We start from the raw sequence: 15,551 nt of genomic DNA, 5'->3' as shown, positions 1-15,551 counted from the left end.
ACCTGAGCCTCACGTTCACCAAGGAGGCGTTCATGAAAGTCCTGTTCAAGTCCCGCGACCCCGAAGCCATCGCGATGCACGAACTGGCGAAAACCCGCAGCGAATTCGTTTTCCGGCGTCTGGCGTGGCTCATTTCAAAGGCGACGGTCAGCCTGTCGGACATCAACGGGCCGCGCGGCGGCCTCGACAAGCGCTGCCAGGTGGAAGTGCAGGTCAGCAAGGAGAACAAGGTCGTGGCGACCTCGATCGCCCGGGACTGGCGCGGTGCGATCGATCTCGCGCTCGCTCGCGCAGTGCGCTCACTGGTGCGCCGCCGCCAGCAGAGCAAGCCGAAGACGCGGCGGGTACGCGCCGGCAGCATCGCGTGGAACCTGACGGCGGAGCCGGAGCCGGCGTTGCAGGCCGCCGTGGCGCCGCGCGTACGCATGCTGCGCAGGCTGGCGGCGAGTAACGTGTGATGAAGCCCCTGCGGGCTCGCGCGCAGTAGACACGAGCCGGGCGTTCATCCGTCCGGCGCTAGCGCTCCGCCATGGCGACGCGCGGCCCGCGCTCCGCCAGCCGCCCGTCGAGTTCGGCCTTGCCGTACTGGATGGCGTAGTTCTCGGCAGCCTGCGCTGTCGGGAACGAACGGAACGGGCCAATCGCCCGGCGCGTGCCGCCAGGACGCTCGATCAGCAGCGTCGCGACGAATTCGCCGGACAAATGCCGCACGATCGCGGAAAGCTCACAACCTCGATACTCGACTGGGGTGGAGTCCATCACTCACCTCGCTCGCTTGAATGGACAGGGGCATGAGCCAATCTACTCAAGTGTCAAAAAACGCGTAACCCCGCTTGTGAGTGCCTGCGAACGCAGGCCTAGCGATTCTTTCGTTTGTCCGACGGCACCCCTTCACGCAAACGATTGGCCGATCTCCGTCCGGGCAGCGCCCTTCCGCTTTCAATCAGGGTTCTCCCATTTCGTTTTAAGAATTTTCCCGCTCGTGAAGCGGAAAACGTGATTTATTCTGTTTCTTGAAACGACATGACGAATAGCGCATTCGATTATTAACGCACGGCCTGGCAAGCATTCGATTCTTACTTGATAAAGAATTGTTTCGAATGTGATGATGGAGCAAAGTTTTGATATCCCCGTTTGCACGTAGTGTCATTGATGAGCTTGGGCCCTTGGTTCCAAAGCCACCGGATCCCGACAAGCCCGCTACTCTGCTTCTGAGAAACAACGAAAATCCATTTGGCACAGAATATTGTCGTTATCCTGGTTTTGGCAATGACGCAATTTTCAAGCTGACTGAAAGCTATCTGGACTGGCTCCAGCTATCCGAGCAAACCGATCACGCGGCGCCGCTCGTGCTCGATGCTTCGAACCTCATTTTCACAACGGGTGCTGCCGGCGCGCTGGAACAGGTAATCAACGCGTTCTTCGAACCCGGAGTTGAGCGAATCGCCCTGACGCCGCCGTGTTTCGGCGTGTTCTCCCGATTGGCGACGATTCATCGCATCGAAGTCGTGCCCGTGCCACTCTTCGGTTCGGCATATGACCGCCTCGATGTCGATGCCTTGTGCGAAAGTCAGGCCAAGGGCGTCGTACTGTGCGACCCGAATAATCCAGTTGGAAGCCGCCTGAATCAGGCTGACCTTGAGTTGCTGATGAGGCGCTTTCCGGGCCTTGTCATCATCGACGAAGCTTATGTCGAGTACAGCCGGAAACCCTCGAATCTCCGTCGTCTGGAAGCGTTTCCCCGGCTTTTGATTCTCCGCACGATGTCCAAGGCTCTTGGCATGGCCGGACTGCGAATTGGCGCGGCGATCGGCGCGGAAAGACTCATCGAGCCGCTGCGCCGGGTTCAACTGCCGTTTGCGATCTCGTCCGTGGCCGCGAACGCTGCCCACGCGGTCCTTGCGAATCCAGAAAGGGTCATGCGCGGCATCGAGCAATTCCGGCGCGCCCGCGACGCGCTCTATCGGGCCCTCGCCTCTCTCGCCTGCGTTTCCGACATCTGGGGTGACGACTGTGGCTTCATCAGCATTCGCACGCGCGCTTTCAGCAAGGTGGTCCATGCACTGCGCGCTTGCCGAATCGAGCCGCTTTTCAACCCTGAAGGGCTGCATGACTGCATTCGTTTTTCGATCGGTACGGCCAGCGAGAACGAACGCGTCATTCACGCATTGAAATCAATCAACTAGTCAAACAAGATGACCGACGCAGAACATTTCACCTCACACGCGCTTTCGAAAGTTCAGGTAATCAGGCGCTGTGATATCCCGGCTATCACATCAATTCAAGTCGATGAAGAAATTCACTCACTCGGTGAACATCGCGATTTTCGCCGGCATCCCTTCTTTCGCGAGTTCATTCCGGACCAAGGACGCACTTCATTCAGCTGGGTCAGTCTGAAAGACGGTGAAATACTGGACAATCATGTTCATCCGGTGCAATCGATGATTCTGATTTGCAGCGGCTCGGTTTATCTGACGGGAGAAACCGGACAGCTGCTGAACGAAGGAGACGCTGCCTGCGTGCCAGCCGGGAAACAACATGGATTTCGGACCTGCGAAGGACAGCAATTCCACGGACTTTCAATTCAGTTCGACGGCAACGGATTATATGAAGTCGAAAGCGCGCCAAGAGTCGCATTCAACAATGACGCAACGCATTCGTTCGCGAGCCTCGAAAAAATCAACGCGCTGCTGCTCGAGCGACACGGCCGCAATCCGCTGTTCCAACTGTTGCGCGGCAACCGGTTACGCTCGGATGCGGCACGGCGCAAGCGCTTCCTGGAGGCGCTGCTCGTCTGGTCGCGCTATTTCCAGCGAATGATTCATGCGCGGCAGGCGTTCTGCACGGAGCCGGGGCTGCTACCGCTTTATACCCGTCATCTGCGCGACGAGCTCGGACACGACACGATGTTGCAGGAACAGCATGGTCTTGAAGGCAATACCCGCGACCCGCTGCTCGAAAGGGCGGCGCAATGGTTCGTCGACAGGATGCTGCATGCCGATGAAGCGGAAAAACTGGTGATCGTTCATCAGGTGGTGGAGGCAAGCGGATTCCTGTTCGGCCAGGCGAGCCGCCCGCTTTTCTCCCCGCAGCGCATGCGGGACGCGTGCTACTTCGACCTGCATGCTGAAGCGGACGGCGACCACCGCGATGTCGGCCGAGCCTGGCTGCAGACCCTTCCTGCCGAACGATTCGCCGGTCTGATCGGGACGTGCCGACAGGCGTGGGATCAGATGGACGAGGTTCACGCACGCATCGCCGCGCTGACGGAGGCGTCCGGTTCGACCGGCCTCGCCGCGTGAATCCGGAGTCTCACGATCCGCTCGCGCGCTGGCGGCATCTATGGCCGCATCGGGATAACCAGACGGTCTTTCGCGAAACGCTCGGGCGTCTCTTCGACGACTACTGCCGGTGGCATGAGCATTGGCAAGGGCCGCTGTCCGAACGGCCGCCGGCCGACAACCGACCGCTGCTGCGCGCGATCGAGTTGCTGGACGATCTGTCGCGGCGGCTGCAAGCGGATTCCACGCCGTGGCCCGCGCCGCAGTATCTCGCGCACATGAATGCGGACCCGCTGCTTCCCGCGGGACTCGCGTACTTCGCCGCGATGCTCTACAACCCGAACAACGTCACGCCGGAAGCAGCGCCGGTCACCACGACGCTGGAACACGAACTGAGCGACGACTTCTGTCGCCTCTTCGGGTTCGATCCGCAACAAGGCTGGGCGCATCTCACGTCGGGCGGCCATGCCGCCAATTACGAGGCCATCTGGATCGCCCGGAATCTGCAGCGCGTGCCCTTTGCTCTCGCAGAAGGGAATAACCCGCAGGATGACGCCCGCCTCTGCAATCTGCCGCCTCGGGAGATCGTCGCGCGGCTCTCGCACGCGCTCGAAAACGCCCCACCGGAACGTTTGCGGGCGCGGATCGACGCCATCCACGATCATCCCGCACTGCGCGGGGGACGCATTCTCGTGGCGAGCGGCCGCCACTACGCGTGGGACAAGTGCGCCGACCTGCTCGGACTGGTGCTCGAACCGGTGGAGATGGACGCTTCGATGCGCATCGACATCGCGGCGCTGCGCGAACGCCTGTTCGCTCACTTCAAGGCGGCGTATCCGGTCGTTGCCGTCATTGCCACGGCGGGCAGCAGCGGCGAAGGCAGCGTCGATGAGATTCACCGCATCGTGGCGCTGCGGCAGGAGTGCGAGGATCGCTTTGGCGTGTCGTTCTTCCTGCACGTTGATGCCGCGTTCGGCGGTTATTACCGCACCTTGCTTCAGCCTTTGATCGATGAAGACGCATGCACGGCGCCGCACGTCTCCGGAGTGCTCAAGCCTGAAGTCGTGGCAGCACTGCAAGCGCTCTGTCACGCCGACACCATTACGGTCGATCCGCACAAATGCGCCGGCGTGCCGTATCCCGCCGGCTGCCTGGCGATTCGCGACCGCCGCTTCTCATGGGCGATCTCCAGCCCGACCCGCTATTTCAGGCCGTCATCTTCGCGCCATATGGAACATGGCCCTCACACGCTCGAGGGCGCGCGGCCCGGCGCTGCCGCGGCGGCCGTATGGATGGCGCATCGGCTGTCCGGCCTTCACCGAAGCGGACTGGGCGCCTTGCTGGCCGGCAACGCGCTCACCGCGACGCAACTCCATCACGCGCTCAACGCGCAGCCGGCCTTCCTGCTCGATGGCGTCGCCAACCGCTTCAGAAGCATGTTCGCGCCGGACCTCTGCATCCTCAATTTCTGCATCCATCCAGCGGAACAGGTAGTATTAAACGCGCGCAGAATTGAACTGCTCAGTGAGCGAATGATCGGCAACGCACAGTTGCCCGGTAGCGGAGATGAAAAGCTGCCATGGTTTTCGCGTAATCGGGTGTCGTTGCGGGACATCATGCCGGACGCCGTTCGCCGGGAAACCGATGAAACGGACGACACGACCGTGGTGCGCTGCTGCGTGATGAAACCGGTCTCGCACGACGCGTTCGCTGCATTTCTGCGCAATAGCCTCGACCGCCTGTTTGCGCGGATCGGGGGAAGAGAAACCTGAAGCGGTCCGACAAGGCGCCTCCACGCGTATGGGATGGCCGACAACCGGACCGCATCTGCTGTCCGTCTGTCCGGGCCAGCCGTCGGTTCCGACAGTTTGCGAATCCGACGGTCTGACCGTGCGCCGGACAGTCGCGCACCCCAATCGCTTCATGACAAAGCCCAAAGAAGACCGACATCGCAAGACCGCCGCCTGCCTGATCGCCTGTGCGGCGCTCGCCGTCGCGAGCAAGGCCGCCCATGCACAGGAATTCAGCGTCCTGGCCGGTCCGCTCAAGAGCAGCAGCCAGCACACGTATTCGTGGGAGGCGAGCTATCGCGAGGGCATTGGCCGTTACGCCGCGTGGAGTTTTTCCTGGGTCAACGAAGGTCACATCCCGGATCATCATCGCGACGGCCAGTCGCTGCAGTTCTGGGGGCGTTTGCCGCTGTGGAACGATCGGCTGGAATTGTCGGCGGGCGCGGGGCCGTATCGCTGGTTTGATACCAAGCAGGCGCAACTGGGCGGCGACTACTCCAATACGCACGGCTGGGGCGGCCTGTTTTCGCTGCGCGCTGCGTATTACTTCGACAACCGCTGGATCGCCGAAGTGAAGCTCAACCGCGTGCAGGCGTCCGGCGGCCCGGACACGACCGCGCTGCTGTTCGGCATCGGCTATCAGCTCGATGCACCGGAAGGCCGCGGACCGCGCGCGCGTCCGGTCTCGCGCTCGACCAACGTGACGAACAACGAAGTCACCGTCATGCTCGGGACGACCATACTCAACAGTCTCGACTCGGAGTCGAATCTCGCGGAGAGCGTCGAGTACCGGCGCGGGCTGTGGCATTACGTCGATGTCACGGCGACCTACCTGCACGAAGGCGGCCACGTGCAGTCGCGCCGCGACGGCATTGCCGCGCAGATCTGGGCCACGCGCGCGTTCTTCGACGACCGGCTGACGCTGGGCGTCGGCGCCGGGCCTTATCTGGCGGTCACGCAGAACGACGACCTGCCGCAGAACCGCACCGGCGATGGCCGTTTCTCCGGGCTCGTGTCGCTGTCGGCGAGTTACCGGTTCGATCAGCGCTGGCTCGCGCGCGTCACGTGGAACCGTGTGGTCACTCGCTATGATCGCGATGCGGACATCATCGAGGCAGGCGTCGGGATGCGCTTCTAGAACAACTCCTGCTGGCCCGACATCAGTCCGGCGAAGTCGTCGCGCATGAAGGGCAGGATGCCGTCGGCGACGGGCTGGAGCTGCTTGCTGACGTAGTGCTCGTAGTCGATCGGCGCATGACGCGCCTCCACCGGCTCGGGGCCGGCCGTCGTCATGACGTAGCTGATCCAGCCGCCGTTCTGGTATTGCAGCGGACGGCCCTGTTGCCGGTTGTACTCATCCGCGATGCGCGCCGCGCGCACCTGGGGCGGCACGTTGCGGTGATAGTCGCCGAGCGTGCGGCGCAGGCGCTTGCGATACACGAGCAGTTCGTCGAGTTCGCCGCGCCGCGTGCGGCCGACGTAATCGCGCACGTAGTCGTCGTAAGGCTGGCCCTTGAAGATGCGCGTATAGAGTTCCTGCTGGAAGCGCTGCGCGAGCGGCGTCCAGTCGGAGCGCACGGTTTCCAGGCCCTTGTAGATGATGTCGTCGCTGCCGTCCGGGCGCGTCGTCATGCCCGCATAGCGCTTCTTGCTGCCCTCTTCGGCGCCGCGGATCGTCGGCATCAGGAAGCGCCTGAAATGCGTTTCGAACTGGAGTTCGAGCGCGCTCTCCAACCTGAAGGTTTCGCGCAGATGCTCGCGCCAGTATTCGTTCACATGCGCGACGAGCGCCCGTCCGATGCGCGCGGCGTCGTCCTCGCTGCGCGCGCGCCGCAGCCAGACGAAGGTCGAATCCGTATCGCCGTAGATCACCGTGTAGCCGCGCGCCTCAATCAGCTCGCGCGTGCGATGCATGATTTCGTGGCCGCGCATCGTGATCGACGAGGCCAGGCGCGGATCGAAGAACCGGCAGCCGCTCGAACCGAGCACGCCGTAAAACGAATTCATGATGATCTTGAGCGCCTGCGACAACGGCTTGTTGTGCTGGCGCTTGGCGGCTTCCCGTCCCTGCCAGACCTGCGCGACGATCGCGGGCAGGCAATGCAGGTCGCGCGCGAAACGTGCGCCGCGAAAACCGGGCACGGTATCGGCGTCATCGGACAGGCTCATGCCTTGTGCGAGCCCGGCCGGGTCGATCAGGAACGTGCGGATGATCGACGGATACAGGCTCTTGTAGTCGAGCACGAGCACCGAATCGTACAGACCGGGCCGCGAGTCCATGACGAAGCCGCCGGGACTGGCTTCCTCGGGCACGTCGCCGAGATTCGGCGCGACATAACCGAGCCGATGCATGCGCGGCATGTACAGGTGCGTGAAGGCCGCGACCGAACCGCCGCTGCGATCGGCCTGCAGGCCGGTGACGGTGGCGCGTTCGAGCAGGAACGACAAAAGTTGGGTTTTCTCGAAGATGCGCGTGACGAGTTCGCAGTCGACGAGGTTGTAACGTGCGAGCGCGGGCTTGTCGTGCCGGAAGCGCCGCTCGATTTCGTCCATGCGCGCATAGGGCGTGTCGATGGCCTTGCCCTCGCCCAGCAGCGACTGCGCGACATGCTCCAGGCTGAATGACGGGAAGCTCCAGGTGGCCGAGCGCAATGCCTCGATGCCGTCGATCACGAGCCGTCCCGCGATCGAGATGAAGAAGTGATTGCGGTTGATGCCGTGCTCGCGCCACTCCACCGGACTGCCGTCGCGGCCGAGCGTGAGCGGCACGCCGAAGTCGTCGGCATGGCGCTGCAGCACGCGCAGATCGAACTGCACCACGTTCCAGCCGATGATCGCATCCGGATCATGATGCGCGATCCAGGCGTTGAAGCGGCGCAGCATGTCGGCGCGCGTGGCGCAGTATTCAAGCGCGAAGTCGATGTCGCCGGGTGTTTCGTCCGGCGCGCCGAGCATGTAGACCTGACGGGCGCCGCAGCCTTCGAGCGCAATGGAATAGAGTTCGCCGCGCGCGCTCGTTTCGATATCCAGCGACACGAGTTTCAGCGCCGGCCGGTAATCCGGCGCCGGCTTGAGTTCGCTCGCGATGGTGCCGTCGCGCGCGACGCCTTCGAACGATACCGGCGCCGTGATGAAGCGCTCCATCAGATAGCGCTCGGGCGGGCGGAGATCGGCTTCATAGACATTGACGCCCGCATTGCGCAGAGACTTCTCGAGCGCGAGCAACTGGCGATATTGCGTGCAGTACAGCCCGAGCACCGGCCTTTGCTGGAAGTCCCGCAGCGGTAAATCGCGCAGGTAGGCATCGCGTACGGCGCTGATCAGCGGTTCGGCCTTCGCGCGCTCTTCCTCGCGAATGAACGCGACGCTCGTCTGCACGCCGATGCGAATTTTCTGCGGCCCGTCATCGGTAGCGAGCCAGAAATCGACTTCGGCGCCGGCCGGTGTGTCGCGCCAGTGACGAGTCAGCAGAAAACCGTGTCGTGCGGGAGGCAGATCGTTACCTTCGAGAGCGCGTGCCATCGAAGCATTTTACTTGGCGTAAAAACAAACAGCCCGGCGTAAACATCGCGCCGGGCTGGAACATTCAACTGAGTTGCGGTGAAAAGATAAGTGCGGTGGCGGCGGTCCGGTCGTCTACCGTCCTGGCGGGCGGTCCCCCGCAGGCGCCCGGTGCCGCCACCGCTCAAGCAGCCTGTGCGACCAGGCTTGCCCGTTGCGACTGTAACGCCGCTACGTGATCGAGTACCGTGTGCTCCGCATGCTCCGGCACTTCGTTCTTCGAGATTACCTCCAGCGCGGCTTCTTGACTGGCCTGTTTCGCGGCCGCCGCTTTCTTGGTCTTCCCCGCGCGTGACGGCGGCTGGCAGGCCCCGCACACCACGTTGTTCTGCAAATCATGTTTGTGTGCGACGAACTTCCCGGTGCAGCGGCAGCATGAGGTCATCTGCAGCATGCCCGCGTCGAAGAAGCGCACAAGAGTCCAGGCCCGCGTGAGATCGAGTACCGCCTCGGCGCCGCTATGATTGCAGTGCTCGAGATACAGCCGATACCCTTTGGTCAACGCATCGAGATGCGAGCATCCCGCTTCGTTCTTCAGGAACGTATAGGTGTTGTAGAACAGCGATGCGTGGATATTGGCCAGCCACGTCATGTACCAGTCTGCCGAGAACGGCAGCATGCCCTTGGGCGGCGATGCGCCCTTCACTTCGCGATAGAGACGAATCATGCGGTCCCGCGAAAGCGTCAGTTCGCTTTCGAGCACTTGCATGCGCGCACCGAGTTCAATCAGCGCGATGGCGCGGAACACTTCCTGGGCGTCTTCAGTGAGGCTCTTCTTCAGCATGGCTCGCTCCGTCGTCACTTAAGCGAACTGTTCAGCCGGCTGGCCAGCCAGCAGGATTGCCGCGTGCGTCGGCGCAATGTCCGCGTTCTTCGCGGGTTGCGTCAAAGCCGACAGCATCGTGTGATCGTTGAAACGGAAAGCGCAAAGCAGGTTGTCCGACGAAGCAAGCTTGACGACCTGAGCGAGCGTGAGACCCGACAGCAAGTCGGCCAGCTCCCCCGACAGACCGAGCCGGAACATGCCGATGGCGCGGTCTTCGCGCAGCAGACGCTGCGCGAGCATGATGTACGACAGATTGATTTCCCGGATCGATTCCAGCGTTTCGCGACCGTTCATGGTTGCAACTTCCAGTAAATCCCCGAATTTCCCGCCGGCTTTTAGCCGATATCTTTTTTGTGGCCTCACCAGGCTCGTTCCGCCCGGCTACGTACTGCGTAATCTTTGTTTCAGTGCGTTACATCTTGTAACAACACTGTGAAACGGATTCTAAGTACGGGCTGAAGCGAAAGCAAGGTCATCTCAATAATATTTTGTTGCAAACAACACTTTGTATCGGTAATTTTTTCGATCGATCCAAAGTTACCTGTAGCGACCGCAAACTTTATTCTTCTGATGTTTAAAGGGTTCGAAGCCCACTGACGTCCTTTTCTTCAGAGTATTTGCGCAATGTCAGCCATAACGGGGGCTTCAGCCAGTCCGTTGACAGCGTTTTCCTAATTTTTTAGATATTCATCAGAGGATATGGACGTTAAAAAGCCGCATTTCTGCTGTATTGCAGATATGCGGCTTAGCGAGTAATAAATACCTCTTACGTGTTACCGGGTTGTTACTGCCAATCGCAGTCCCGTTGTTACAGACTCGTCAACGTTGAGGCATACCCTTTCTCCACGCGCCCCAATGTGTAACAACCTCCTGCACGAACGGATTGCCGGTCAGATACAAGTTTTCGATCGCGGGCGTGAACCCGCCCTGTGTCGAATAGTTCAGAAGATTATCTTCCGCGGTCTGTCCCTCGTAGGGGCGATCGAAGTCCGATCCAGCCCGCAGCACCGCCAGCCGGGACAGATCGACACGTTTCACGCTCGCGGCCCGCTTGAGCGCTTCGAAGGTCGCGTTGTCTTCCTGCTGCGTGGTGCAGTAGACACCCTTGCCGTCCGTCAAGAGACGGGTCCACTCGCGTGCCCGCTCGCCAATGTATTTCCCCGACCACCACGTGTCGCCGGCCAACGTGTCGCACTGAATCACGCGCGGCGGCTGGTTGGCCGGCGCATAGCCAAACTTTGCGCGCGCTACCTTTGCCTCGTCGCTGTCCGAAAGGGTTACGTTGCGTGACATGGCGTAGGCCGCATCGGCGAGTGCCGGATTCAGCGCGAAAACCTCGGTCCGATAGTCGAGCGGCGGTTTCTCCTTCGGCCCCTTCGTGTTGATGCCCAGGAATCCGCTCGGCCAGTCGGCGGGTTTCTCGCGCGCGTCCAGTTCCCACTGGATGCCGAAGTCGACGAGATATTTCGCCCAGGCCGCCGAGCCCACCGTACCGCGCGCCGGATCGATGCCCGCGATCCCCGCGATCAGGAAGTAGGTGCGCCGCAGGTCGAACCGGTCGGAGAAGGTCAGCGCCATGATCGAGGCCGCCGCGTTCGTGTGGCCCATGCCCGTTGTGATGACGCAGACTTCGTCGCGATTGCAGTGCACCGCGGGATAGTCCGGCGACAGCCCCGGCACCTGCACCGTATCCCATGGACCGAGCTTGTCGAGCCAGATCTGGCCTTCGGGCCCGAACATGCTGATGATCATGACCTTGACCGGACGGCCGCCGTTGCCGTGCCGGTCGTGATCGTTGCTGAAAGTGTCGTCGCGTTGCTGGGCGAAGGCGCAGCCGGTGACGGTGGCCAGGCTTGCAATACCCAGCGCAAGCGCAGTGGCGCGGATCGATTTCGTGAGTTTTGCAGCGGGGGAAGTGGTTCGAAGCGCGCTTGATTGATATTTCGGACGTGACGCGGGAGCTATTTTCATGCGGGCGGATCCTCATAAAGGTTCGACCTTCGAAAGAAGACCGCGCCCGCTCACCGGGCACGGCCAGCCCGCGCAATTATAGGAGAGCCAATAAGCGCTCCATGTTGCAAATCGTGTCGAACGGCGCTCCGTTACGAGCCGCCCTGCGTCGCGCGCGGCGGCGGTGCGCTCGAGGCCACGCCCGCCTCGCTGGTCGGATGCTGGGCCGCTCGCGACCGCTCGCCGCGCTGCTCCGCGCCCGCCTTATCGGCGTCCTGAACGCCGGCATCGGCGGGATCCTGGGTCGAATCCTGAGCGCCCTCCGCATTCCCGCCGTTGACGATGACAAAATTGCGCTGCGGATTCGCGATCTCGATGCCGCGCGCCGTGAATTCGTTGAGAATGCGCCGGTTGAATTCGCGCTGCACCGGCCAGCGCGAACTGTCGCGACACTGGATCTGGCCTGCCAGCGTGACGGTCGAACCATCGACGGCATCGACGCCCCAGAAACTGAAGTCGGACAGGATGCCGTCGCGGAACGCCGCGTCGTCGCGCAACGCCGTGCCGATTTCCTTCAACGTGGAGATCGCCAGATCCACATCCTGGCCCAGTGCAATCGACACGCGCACCGCCGCGTTGCCGATGCCCCGGTTCGTGTTGTTCACCGTCGATACCGAACTGAACGGCACGGTATAGAGCGAGCCGTCGCCGCCGCGCAGACGCACCGTGCGAATCGACAGATATTCCACCGTGCCTGAGACACCCGCGAGCGTGACCCAGTCGCCGACCTGCATCGCGTTTTCCATCAGCAGGAAGATGCCGGTGATCAGATCCTGCACCAGCTTCTGCGAACCGAAGCCGAGCGCGACGCCAAAGATGCTCGCGCTCGCCAGCAGCGGCGCCGTGTTCACACCGATCTCCGACAGCCCCGTCAGCACGACGACCATCGCGATGACGATGAAGAGGCCGCTGCGCATCATTGGCAGCAGCGTGCGCAGGCGTGCGGCGCGCAGGCGTTCGCCGCTAGCGGTCCACTGCTCGAGGCGCTGCTCGACGATCGCGTTCGCCCCTTCCCACACCAGCAACGCGAACAGCGCCGCAACCGCGATGGTCACGATCGCCGAGGCCAGCCGGTTGCCGATGCCGCCCGCCGTGAAGAAATGGATGATGTCGATGCCCCACACTTCGAGCAGCGCAATCAGCGTGACGATCCCGATGAGCACCTGCACGAAGCGCCGCAAGCCGGGGTAATAGCGATACGCGCGACGGCGCACGATGGATTGCTGCGCGGTGTCGTCTTCGTCGTTCTCACGGAAGACACGGCCGAGCGCACCGAACACGACGATCGCCAGCACGCGCGCGCCGATCAGCACCAGCAGCGACAGGCCGCCGAGATGGAACAGCGTGCGATAGCCGTTCTTTACATCGAGCGCCCACACGAACCACAGCGCGATCACGAAGAAGATCGCGACGCCGGCCCAGACGTCGGCGACCCAGTTGCCGAACAGGCGCACCGAGCGGTTCGCACGTGCGCGCTCGCGGATGCCTTGCGCGACCGAGTTGCGCGACTCGAAAATGACATATGCGATCATCAGATGCACGATCAGCAGCGTGATCTTGAGGACGGCAATGCGCGCGTCGCCGGACAGGCCGATTTCCTCGCCCGCATTGGCGAGCGCGATGCCCACGCCCGCCACGGTCGCGATCCGCCTCACGCAGCGGTGCGTGTACACCGCATAGATATCGCGCATTTGCAGCAGTCGCAGGCCGCTGGCGCGCGGCGCAAGAAAGAACGCGCTGACGATGACGATGGCCCGGCACACGAGATAGACATCGATGAGCGCGCCCGCGACGCGCGCCTGGGGCGTGTTGTCGTCGATGAAGAGCGACATCAGCAAGGTCACCGCGCCGATGAACACGACCAGCGGCGCCAGCATCAGCAGCCCATTCAGCAGCGCGCTCGGCAGCCGTTGCAGCAAGGTCCAGTGCCGCGCGGCGTGACGTTGGCCACGTGCGCTGTCGGCCTTGCGTTCGGCGAGATGCATCGCGGTTTCGTCGCCGCTGCGTACCGCGGCGTCTTCCGCATGCTCGGCCGCGCGCTGCTCCTGCACGAGTTCGGGTTCCTGCACCTCGGCGTCCGCCACGCCGCGCGCCGCGAGCCGCGCGCGCGGCTTCTTCAGCAGACGCGAGCACAGCAGTTCGAGCAGCACCGCAGGCAGCAACGACGCCAGCACCGTCCACGCGACGCGGCCCAGCAGCGTGCGTCCCTGATCGGTCGCGGTGCTGCCGCGCCACCATGCGGCGACTGAGCCGAAGTCGAGCAGCGTGGAGATCGAGTGACGCGTGCCCGAGCCGATCTGCACGAGCCAGTGACCGGCCTGACGCGACAACTGCGAGGCCAGGCCATTCGCGGTCAGCGAATGCGCCAGCACGCCGGATGCGCCGGACGCAGGCGCCGCCGCCGACGCCTCCTGCGCCGCGCTCGCGGGCTGAGGCGTGGCGAGCGCGCCCGCGGCGGCGACCGCGCGCAGCGTGTCCTCGACCTGCGAGCGGCGCGCGGGATCGTTGAGCACGGAGAGCGCGTCGCGCGCCTGCTGCGGGGTCAGCGCGACCGCCGGCTGCGACGCATGCGTCGCGGCGCCGGCTGCGGCAAAGGTGGATCGCGGGAACGTCGAGAGCAGACTCGACACGGTGACGAACAAGACGGCAAGAAGAACTTTGCGCATGGGTCGGATGAAGATTACGAAATTTCGGGGACTCGATGCGGACAACACGCACGACCTAAGGTGATGCGAACAACGCTGCGCGACAGACAGGTTTCCTGGGCGCTTGACTGCTGCGGAACAAACTCTGCTTGCGATGCAGCGTGGAATTACAACGGGCGCTTGCATCGATGCAAAAGAGAACGGAACGAACGTGGCGCAGCACCACGACACGTCATAGGCTGCTGACCGCCCTGATCGGGGTAGCACTTGGCGCGCCCGCTGCCGCGCAGACGGCGAGCGGCAGCCAGGGCATGGCGGCATCGGCGACGGCCGCGCCGTCCCGATATGATGCGGCGCCCTTGCCCGAGATGGGCGTCACCCAGGTTCCGTCACGCGAGCAGACACAGGTGCCCGCCACGCCCGTGACACCGCGGCCGCATCCGGGCGCATCCGCAAGAAGTCTACGCTAACACGTGCGTCTCACGTCTCACGCTTCACCTGCGGCGGCCGGCTCGTTGCGGTCGCGTGCAACGTCCGGCTCGAAGAACACCCAGCGCACTTGCGGAAACGCGCGCTGCAAGTCGTCCTCGATCACGTTGATCGCGTCGATCATCGCGCGGCCGCTCGGGTAGTCGATCATTTCCGCCTGCACCGCCACGACCACATGCTTGCCCCATTGCAGCGTGATGAGGCTGATGATGCGCGTGATCTCGGGACGCGCCCGCAAGTGCGCCTCGACGGCCTTGCGCACTTCGGGGCTCGCGGACTCGCCGACGATCATCGACTTCACTTCGCGCGCCACCAGATACGCGATGATCATGAGCAGCACGCCCACGCCGATGGAACCCGCCGCGTCGAAGGCGGGATTGCCGGTGAGCATCGTCATCAGCACGGCGGCGAACGCGATGGCGAGGCCCAGCAACGCGGCGACATCCTCGCCCGCGACCACCAGCAATTCCGATTCGCGTGTTTCGCGGAACCAGCGCCACAGGGATTTGTTGGGCGTGCTCTTGCGGATCTCGCGAATCGCGCCCGTGAGCGAAAACCCTTCCAGCACGACAGAAATGCCGAGGATGACCAGCGCCACGACCGGGTTCGACAGCGGCTCGCGATGCATGAGCCGGTGCGCGCCTTCATAGACCGAGAACGCGCCGCCCACGAAGAACAGCAGCAGCGCCACGATCAGCGCATAGAAGTAGATCTCGCGGCCCGAGCCCAGCGGATGCAGCGCGTTGGCCGGCGCCTGCGCGCGCTTCAGCCCGAACAGCAGCAGCAATTGATTGCCGCAATCGGCGGTGGAATGGATAGCTTCGGCGAACATCGAGCCCGAGCCGGTGAACGCCGCCGCCCCGAACTTGCACACGGCGATGCCGAAGTTCGCGGCGAGCGCGTAGAAAATCGCTTTCGGTGATTCTTCCTTCATGCGGTCGTGTGGTTG

At 63.1% G+C, this 15,551-nt stretch carries 12 protein-coding genes; 5 read left to right on the top strand and 7 right to left on the bottom strand.

Features of this window, described 5'->3' with window-relative positions; all coding sequences use genetic code 11:
* Positions 1-32: 32 nt before the first annotated feature.
* Positions 33-458 (top strand): HPF/RaiA family ribosome-associated protein, encoded by a 426-nt coding sequence (locus QCE64_RS30820; protein WP_309926246.1) that lies wholly within the window; start codon positions 33-35, stop codon positions 456-458.
* Between the two features lie 58 nt (positions 459-516).
* On the opposite strand, the gene QCE64_RS30815 is transcribed toward QCE64_RS30820, so the two are convergent.
* The gene (locus QCE64_RS30815) at positions 517-759 is read right to left on the bottom strand and encodes a hypothetical protein (RefSeq protein WP_309820123.1); all 243 of its coding nucleotides are present in this window, start codon (positions 757-759) and stop codon (positions 517-519) included.
* Positions 760-1,166: 407 nt separating this feature from the next.
* Here QCE64_RS30815 and QCE64_RS30810 point away from each other — a divergent pair, with 407 nt between their 5' ends.
* The 4 genes from QCE64_RS30810 to QCE64_RS30795 all read left to right on the top strand — a co-directional run bounded on the left by QCE64_RS30810 (position 1,167) and on the right by QCE64_RS30795 (position 6,209).
* Positions 1,167-2,186, top strand: coding sequence for an aminotransferase class I/II-fold pyridoxal phosphate-dependent enzyme (locus tag QCE64_RS30810; RefSeq protein WP_309926244.1), 1,020 nt, complete (start codon positions 1,167-1,169; stop codon positions 2,184-2,186).
* Positions 2,187-2,195: 9 nt separating this feature from the next.
* A complete protein-coding gene (locus QCE64_RS30805) occupies positions 2,196-3,302 on the top strand; it encodes a cupin domain-containing protein (protein WP_310007939.1) in 1,107 nt (368 codons plus the stop codon).
* Positions 3,299-5,053 carry a pyridoxal-dependent decarboxylase gene (locus QCE64_RS30800; protein ID WP_310007937.1) on the top strand — a complete coding sequence of 585 codons (1,755 nt, stop codon included), beginning with the start codon at positions 3,299-3,301 and terminating at the stop codon, positions 5,051-5,053. Before QCE64_RS30805 ends, QCE64_RS30800 begins: the two co-directional genes overlap by 4 nt.
* A 151-nt stretch (positions 5,054-5,204) precedes the next feature.
* On the top strand, positions 5,205-6,209 hold the full coding sequence (locus QCE64_RS30795) for a hypothetical protein (protein WP_309934722.1): 1,005 nt from the start codon (positions 5,205-5,207) through the stop codon (positions 6,207-6,209).
* On the opposite strand, the gene QCE64_RS30790 is transcribed toward QCE64_RS30795, so the two are convergent.
* The 6 genes from QCE64_RS30790 to QCE64_RS30765 all read right to left on the bottom strand — a co-directional run bounded on the left by QCE64_RS30790 (position 6,206) and on the right by QCE64_RS30765 (position 15,536).
* On the bottom strand, positions 6,206-8,593 hold the full coding sequence (locus QCE64_RS30790; RefSeq protein ID WP_310007935.1) for a DNA polymerase II: 2,388 nt from the start codon (positions 8,591-8,593) through the stop codon (positions 6,206-6,208). The two genes, QCE64_RS30795 and QCE64_RS30790, sit on opposite strands and share 4 nt — an antisense overlap.
* Positions 8,594-8,756: 163 nt before the next feature.
* Positions 8,757-9,416 (bottom strand): flagellar transcriptional regulator FlhC, encoded by a 660-nt coding sequence (gene flhC, locus QCE64_RS30785; RefSeq protein WP_309820112.1) that lies wholly within the window; start codon positions 9,414-9,416, stop codon positions 8,757-8,759.
* An 18-nt stretch (positions 9,417-9,434) separates the two neighbouring features.
* A complete protein-coding gene (gene flhD, locus QCE64_RS30780; RefSeq protein WP_309926234.1) occupies positions 9,435-9,752 on the bottom strand; it encodes a flagellar transcriptional regulator FlhD in 318 nt (105 codons plus the stop codon).
* Between the two features lie 525 nt (positions 9,753-10,277).
* On the bottom strand, positions 10,278-11,429 hold the full coding sequence (locus tag QCE64_RS30775) for a purine nucleoside permease (protein WP_309926233.1): 1,152 nt from the start codon (positions 11,427-11,429) through the stop codon (positions 10,278-10,280).
* 131 nt (positions 11,430-11,560) lie between these two features.
* On the bottom strand, positions 11,561-14,134 hold the full coding sequence (locus QCE64_RS30770) for a mechanosensitive ion channel domain-containing protein (protein WP_310007933.1): 2,574 nt from the start codon (positions 14,132-14,134) through the stop codon (positions 11,561-11,563).
* 466 nt (positions 14,135-14,600) lie between these two features.
* Positions 14,601-15,536, bottom strand: a complete 936-nt coding sequence (locus QCE64_RS30765) for a cation diffusion facilitator family transporter (protein ID WP_310007930.1) — start codon at positions 15,534-15,536, stop codon at positions 14,601-14,603.
* Positions 15,537-15,551: the final 15 nt, after the last annotated feature.

Source organism: Caballeronia sp. LZ043, assembly GCF_031451075.1.
GTDB lineage: Bacteria > Pseudomonadota > Gammaproteobacteria > Burkholderiales > Burkholderiaceae > Caballeronia.
This window is presented reverse-complemented; position numbering and strand designations above follow the sequence as displayed.